The organism is Mycobacterium sp. (assembly GCF_025965855.1).
GTDB lineage: Bacteria > Actinomycetota > Actinomycetes > Mycobacteriales > Mycobacteriaceae > Mycobacterium.
The window spans coordinates 1-6415 of record NZ_JAOPWB010000060.1; the positions used below are offsets into that span (position 1 = coordinate 1).

Below are 6415 nucleotides of genomic sequence, written 5' to 3' on the forward strand. Positions count from 1 at the left end.
GCGGATACCGCTACCGCGTCGACTCGGCCTGGGTCGAGGGGAGCCCGGCCGATATCGTGGCGGCCAGTCGGCGGCTGGTGCTCGACCGGCCCCGCAACGATCAGGGACACACGTTTTTCGAATACGCCCTGCCCCACGAGGGCCCCGATATCGCGATGTCGCTCAAGACCGACGTGATGGTGACCAGCTATGTCATCTACGAGGATCCCGCCAACGACGACACGCACCGCGACTTTCTGCTGTCGGCGATGGGCGACCTGGAGCCGCTGACGGTCGGCCAATACTGGGGCGCCTCCGACCAGCAGACCCGCCGGGTGAAATGCCTGACCGACGCCAATTGGGCACGGCTGCAACAGATCCGGACCGCCCGCGACCCCGACGGCGTGTTCGTCGACTACCTGGCCGGTAAGAACAAGTTCGACAACACCAACGGGTGGGAAGGCACTGTCACGTTAGTGAGTGTGGGTGAACTAGGAGGATCGGTGGGGTGAGCACCGCAATGCCGTCGTATAAGGGCCACCGCTACCCGGTCGAGATCATTAACCACTGCATATGGCTGTACGTTAGGTTCCCGCTCAGCTTTCGTGAGGTCGAGGAGCTGATGCTGGCACGCGGTGTCGCGGTGAGCTACGAGACGATCCGGCGGCGGTGCGCCAAGTTCGGGCAGGCCTACGCCAACCAGTTGCGCCGGCGGCGCCCGCGCCCCGGCGACAAGTGGCACCTCGACGAGGTGTTCATCCGGATCAACGGCAGGCTGCGCTACCTGTGGCGCGCGGTCGACCAGCACGGCAACGTGCTCGACGTCCTCGTGCAGTCACGCCGCAACGCGGTGTCGGCCAAGCGATTCTTCCGCAAGCTGCTCAAGGGCCTGCGGTACGTGCCGCGCGTGCTGGTGACCGACGAGCTGGGCAGCTACCAGGTCGCTCACCGTGAGCTCATGTCGTCGGTGGAGCACCGGCGGTCGCGGTATCTGAACAACCGCGCCGAAAACTCTCATCAGCCCACCCGGCAACGCGAACGGGCGATGAAACGCTTCACATCGTTGCGGCATGCGCAACGATTCCTGTCCGCCTTCAGCGGCATCTCCGCACACTTTCGGCCGCGACGGCATCTGCTCATCGCGACCCAATGGCGAACCGAGATGGCCGACCGCTTCGTGGTCTGGCGTCAGGTCACCGCGCTCGACACTGCCGCCTGACGTGTGAACGACTCAACGGTGTTCGGCCGCCACCGCTCCAAAACCAACTGCGCCACAACATTTTTCAAACAACGTGACAGTGCCTCCCGCACCGTGCACTTCTCCCGCACATCGGGTGACTGAACGCAGGCTGGACCTCTCGGTTCGCACCCGGCTGCTGGAATCCGCGGTGCGGCTGGTCGCCGAGGACGGACCGAGCGGGTTGTCGACCCGCAAGGTCGCCGCGCACGCCGGCACCTCGACGATGGCGTTGTACTCCCAGTTCGGATCGATGCCCGAGCTGGTGCGCGCGATCGTCGACGAAGGCTTCACCCGTCTCGGTGAGCAGTTCGCGCTGGTCGCTCGTACCGACGACCCGGTCGCCGACCTCGGCGGAATCTTCACCGCATGGCTGGACAACGCGCGCGCCAATCCCGACCTGTACGTGGTTATGTTCGGTTCCACGTCACTGGGCGGATACCGCCGTAGCGGCGACGATCTGCAGCAAGGCCGCTATACCTTCGACGTCATAGCCGAAGCTGCTCGGCGCGCGGTCGACGCCGGCCGATTCGCCCCCGACGAACCCGTCGCGATCGCCGCGCGACTGTGGAGCGCCCTGCACGGGTACACGATGCTTGAAATCGCCGGCTACTTCAACCCACCCACCTCCGGGGTCAAGTACGTCCTGCAGCCGATGCTCGTCGAGCTCGTTATCGGCCTGGGCGACGACCGGTCGAGTGCACAGGCATCGGCCGCGACCTGGTTCATCGACATTGGCTCATAACACTTTCTGGCCTAGCGTCATACCTCCGCCTAGTTGATTTGACATATCAAGTCAGTAAAGTACCGTTAATATTGACACGTCAAGTCACGTGCCCGCGCTCATGCGCATAGATCTACGGAAGAACGAAGACTGCGGATGCCCACAGAGCAGGAAACAATAGACATCGACCGGATGCCGCGGGGCGGCCCGGACGCCTCGTGGCTGGACCGGCGGCTCCAGACGGATCGTCTGGAATACCTGGACCGTGATGACGTCGACGATCGGGTCAAGCGCCGGGTCGTGCGCTCGCTGGAACGCCTTGGCAGGCTGTTCAAGGACCACGAAAACTTCGCCCGATTGGCCCTCAACGAGGTGGCCGCCATCGGTGACCCGAAAATCCTGGAATTGGGCTCGGGTCACGGCGGCCTGTCGCGCAAGCTGCTCGAACTGCATCCCGCCGCCCAGGTAACCGTTACCGATCTCGACGCAATCTCGGTGGCCAATATCGCCCACGGCGAGCTGGGCAGCCACCCCCGGGCGACGGTGCGCGTCATGGACGCCACCGCGATCGATGCCGCCGACGGATACTTCGACCTGGCGGTGTTCGCCCAGTCCTTTCATCACCTACCGCCGCCGCTGGCTTCACGGGTCTTCGCCGAGGGCACCCGCGTCGCCGGCAAGCTGCTGATCATCGACCTGCCGCGGCCGCCATCGATCCTTCATATTGCGGAGTTGGCGGTGATTTTGCCGCTCGCTGTCGTGCATCCCTTCGCCCACGAAGCCGCCATCAGCTCGCTGCGTGCCTACAGTCCTTCGGCAATGCGGGCACTCGCCGCATACGCCGACCCGAAAATCGACTTGCGGCTTCACAGACAGCCTGGGGGCCGTCAGATCGTCGTCGCTACCCGCACCGCCTAGCGCACGGTTTGAACGCAATTCTAAAACCACCTGAACGGTGAAGCGTCGCCGGCATAGGTAAAGTCGCGATGCGGAGTATGAGCCTGGCGTTGACCGCTAGGAGCAGAATCGGCGCTGGCCCAGGCGCTTTCGCCCGTACATCATGTTTCACGCCCGGCAGCCCGGCGATTTCGGTGAGGCAGCCGCGCAATTTGACACATCAACTTAGGGCCGGAGATCATGAACCAGTGTCACCCCGATCAACCGGCCAGACCACCAGTGGTGCGCTGTCGGCGCCCGACCAAGCGTTGTGGCGCGGGTTTCTCGCATGGTCGGAATCCGTTTTGGCCCTAATAAGGCGGGACCTGTTCGCCGCCACCGGGCTCTCCCGGCCGGATTTCGAGATCCTCGTGCGACTGCACGCAGCTCCCGACAACACGCTCACCCAGCGAGATCTGGGCGAGTCCCTGGGCTGGTCCCCATCGCGGATGTCGCATCACCTGGAACGGATGGAGGACCGTGACCTAGTCACCCGCGTCGACACTGGCACCGGTCGACTTCGCGACGTTCGACTCACCACGCGCGGCGCCGGTGAGATCGGCGAAGCCATTCAGGTGCACGCCACCGCCGTCCGTAATCATTTTCTCGGGCCGCTCGACCAACACCAAAAGCAGGCCCTCGCCGCCGTGTTCCGGCGTGCAACCGACGACGCTGGCCTGCGGCCATGACCCGCCGATGACCAGATACCACTGAAGTTGGACCTTCAAGTGCCTGAGACGTCGGGTAAGAAGCACTTCGCTCGACGGGTCGCCGGCAAATCCGAACGACGGCCCAACTTATTGAGTCGACGCGCAGGAAGTTCCCAACGCCGTGAACGTGGGCCTGACTACTCGGTGACGTGTGCTATTCGGCGATAGCGGCGTGCCAGGACAGGGCGGGGGACAACAGCTGATGCTCGACGACCTTGGTGATATTGCGGAGCTCATCGAGGAGGCCGACGCGGCATTCAACCGAGTCATGATGAGGCTTGGCAACGCGTGGGGGCTCACGGACGAAGCGGTCGATCATCACCTGCAGCAGATGATCGACACGATTCATGACACCGACGAGTAGTCGTACCTACCATTCTCGTCTGACCGTTCCCATGTCCTGCATCCGTCGACGTGTGGCGCTAAGCGACCTGAATGGCGGGGTTGCGCGGTGTTCGCCGATGTCGTCGGTTGGCTCGACAATCGGCGGCCGATGCTTGTCCTGCCGCGTTTGGCTTCAGAACTGACTAGTCTCATCCGCTTTCGTCATGGTCAGACCAACACGCCATTCTCAACGCCCTGGCGGTCTAAGGCTCACACCAAAGCCAACCATCACAGTCCCAACGGCGCCGCCGCCGTCTCATCAAGCGCCCCCTCATTCCGAAGCGTCTGACTTCCCGATCGGCTGAGTAAAGGGCGTCTTCGACGTCACCACGTGATGGCTTCGCCACCCTTGACACATCCGATCGTCAGCGCAGGATCGCCGGGTATGAGGAAGCGGTGAAATGCCGCTGTTTCGTACCGTGAACTGACGACAATTCTGACGACAACGATGACGACAGTGGGCTCCCCGACACCTCCACCTAACACGACACGAAAATTCGTATCGCGCCTTGTCACGCCAGTGGCCTGTGCCTACGGATCAGAAGGTTGTCGGTTCGAATCCCTTTGGGCGCGCTCTCGGAAACATCTGTTTACCTAGGCTTAGGTTAAACGGCTCGTGCGTGGTCAGCGTTTGCAAGGGTGACGCTGTGTAGCTTCGCATCATGGCGACGGTTGGTGAGCTGATGGGCCGGCTCGACCACTGAGCACACGCGTTGCGTCGTTATCCAGTCCTTCGTAACTCCTCGCGGGCGGCGCGCTTCTCCTCGTAGTGCTTCGCCTTGGCGTCGAGCATCGCGAGGAAGAACGAGAGCTCGTCGCGGGCGTGCTCGCCGGCCGGGCCAAAGTCGGTGCGCTCGAAGATCCGCCAGAACCGCAGCACGGGCTGGATCACCGCGTCGTGGTGCAGGCGCAGGTCGTAGATACCGGCCTTGGCGATGGTGATGGCGTTGTTGGCGTAGTCCGTCATACCCTGGCCAGGCATCTGGAAGCCGACCACCTCGTCGCGGATCGTCTGCATCGCCTCGTCGGGCGCGAGGTCGAGCGCGGCGTCCATCAGGTTGCGGTAGAAGACCATATGCAGGTTCTCGTCCGTGGATATGCGAGCGAGCAATTGTTCGGCAAGGGGGCAGCCAGTCGCACGCCCAGTGTTGCGGTGCGCGATCCGGGTGGCCAGCTCCTGGAACGAGACGTAGGCCAGCGCCTGCAGCATGGTCTTGTCGCCGCTGTCGTAGCCGGCCGTCATGTGCTCCATGCGTAGCGCCTCCAACCGGACCGGGTCCACGCCACGCGTGACGACGAGGTAGTCGCGTATCGCGATCGCGTGCCGGCCCTCCTCGGCCGTCCAGCGACCGACCCACTGGCCCCAGGCGCCGTCGCGGCCGAAGCCGGTGGCGATCTCGCGGTGATATGAGGGCAGGTTGTCCTCGGTGAGCAGGTTGACGATCATCGCCGTCTGCGCGACCGGGTCGAGCGGCGAGTCCTCAGGCTGCCAGTCGCTGCCGCCGAGGAAGGCGAAGTCACGCCCGCGTGACCAGGGCACGTAGTCTTGCGGCTGCCAGTCCTTCGCCAGGCTGAGGTGGCGGTCGAGGTTGGCTGCCACGACGGGCTCGAGTTCGGCCAGCAGACTGGTCTGTAAAGTTGTCACCTTACCTACGGTACCGTAACTTACGGCACCGTAGGTAGAGGTCTGAACGCACCGCTGGCGAATTGAGTCGATACAGGTGTGGGCAGAGACCCGGAGGCTTTAAAAGCTTTCGCCGCTGCCAAGACCGGCCGGCTGTGCCACGCGGCAACAGTAGGGCAACCGCGTCTTAGCCGCCACGGTTCCCATTCGGTTCGGATTAATTTCCTAAGAGTTCGGCCCGCCGCACCTGCGACACCACGGTGTACGGGCCGCCACTCAACACGCACTGCGCATGCCTTAATGGGCCTGCGACCGTGTCAATGGCCAACTCGATGTATCCGCTGGTGGCCAGGTGAAAGTCCCCGCCCCGTGCTGGTGATTTTAGGGTTGCTCCTTTCGGTGTTGGGCGTCTTTCATGCGGTAGGAGTCACCGTCGGTGATGACGACGGTGGCGTGGTGCAGCAGGCGGTCGAGGATGCTGACCGCGGTGGTCTGCTCGGGTAGGAATCGGCCCCATTGCTCGAAGGCCAGTGCGACCCGATGGCCAGGGATCGGCGTTCGTAGGCGCCGGCAACGAGCCTGAACAACAGCTGGGTTCCGGTGTCATCGAGCGGTGCGAAGCCGAGTTCGTCGAGGATGACCAGATCGACCCGCAGCAGGGATTCGATGATCTTGCCGACGGTGTTGTCGGCCAGCCCGCGGTAGAGCGTTTCCACCAGGTCGGCGGCGGTGAAGTAGCGGACCTTGTGCCCGGCCCGCACCGCCGCGGCACCGAGCGCGACGAGCAGGTGGCTCTTGCCGGTGCCGGCCGGGCCGACCAG

7 protein-coding genes and 1 pseudogene are annotated in these 6415 nt (G+C 63.7%); 6 read left to right on the top strand and 2 right to left on the bottom strand.

Annotated elements, in window-relative coordinates; all coding sequences use genetic code 11:
* From JWP83_RS04330 to JWP83_RS04355, 6 genes are all read left to right on the top strand, one after another.
* The coding region (locus tag JWP83_RS04330; RefSeq protein ID WP_297726285.1) for a hypothetical protein at positions 1 to 491 on the top strand (491 nt) is incomplete at its 5' end.
* Between the two features lie 8 nt (positions 492 to 499).
* On the top strand, positions 500 to 1198 hold the full coding sequence (locus JWP83_RS04335) for an IS6 family transposase (RefSeq protein ID WP_297726302.1): 699 nt from the start codon (positions 500 to 502) through the stop codon (positions 1196 to 1198).
* A gap of 115 nt (positions 1199 to 1313) precedes the next feature.
* Complete coding sequence (locus JWP83_RS04340; protein WP_297726288.1) at positions 1314 to 1961, top strand: TetR/AcrR family transcriptional regulator; 648 nt, start codon at positions 1314 to 1316, stop codon at positions 1959 to 1961.
* Between the two features lie 135 nt (positions 1962 to 2096).
* Positions 2097 to 2858, top strand: coding sequence for a class I SAM-dependent methyltransferase (locus tag JWP83_RS04345; protein WP_297726291.1), 762 nt, complete (start codon positions 2097 to 2099; stop codon positions 2856 to 2858).
* 227 nt (positions 2859 to 3085) lie between these two features.
* On the top strand, positions 3086 to 3565 hold the full coding sequence (locus tag JWP83_RS04350) for a MarR family winged helix-turn-helix transcriptional regulator (protein ID WP_297726293.1): 480 nt from the start codon (positions 3086 to 3088) through the stop codon (positions 3563 to 3565).
* A gap of 223 nt (positions 3566 to 3788) precedes the next feature.
* Positions 3789 to 3950: a hypothetical protein gene (locus JWP83_RS04355; protein ID WP_297726296.1), complete on the top strand. Its 162-nt coding sequence runs from the start codon at positions 3789 to 3791 to the stop codon at positions 3948 to 3950.
* Between the two features lie 741 nt (positions 3951 to 4691).
* Here JWP83_RS04355 and JWP83_RS04360 read toward each other — a convergent pair.
* Together JWP83_RS04360 and JWP83_RS04365 are read right to left on the bottom strand one after the other, a co-directional pair.
* Positions 4692 to 5615: an acyl-ACP desaturase gene (locus JWP83_RS04360; RefSeq protein WP_297726299.1), complete on the bottom strand. Its 924-nt coding sequence runs from the start codon at positions 5613 to 5615 to the stop codon at positions 4692 to 4694.
* A gap of 360 nt (positions 5616 to 5975) precedes the next feature.
* Positions 5976 to 6415: pseudogene (locus JWP83_RS04365) on the bottom strand (ATP-binding protein); the annotation flags it as partial.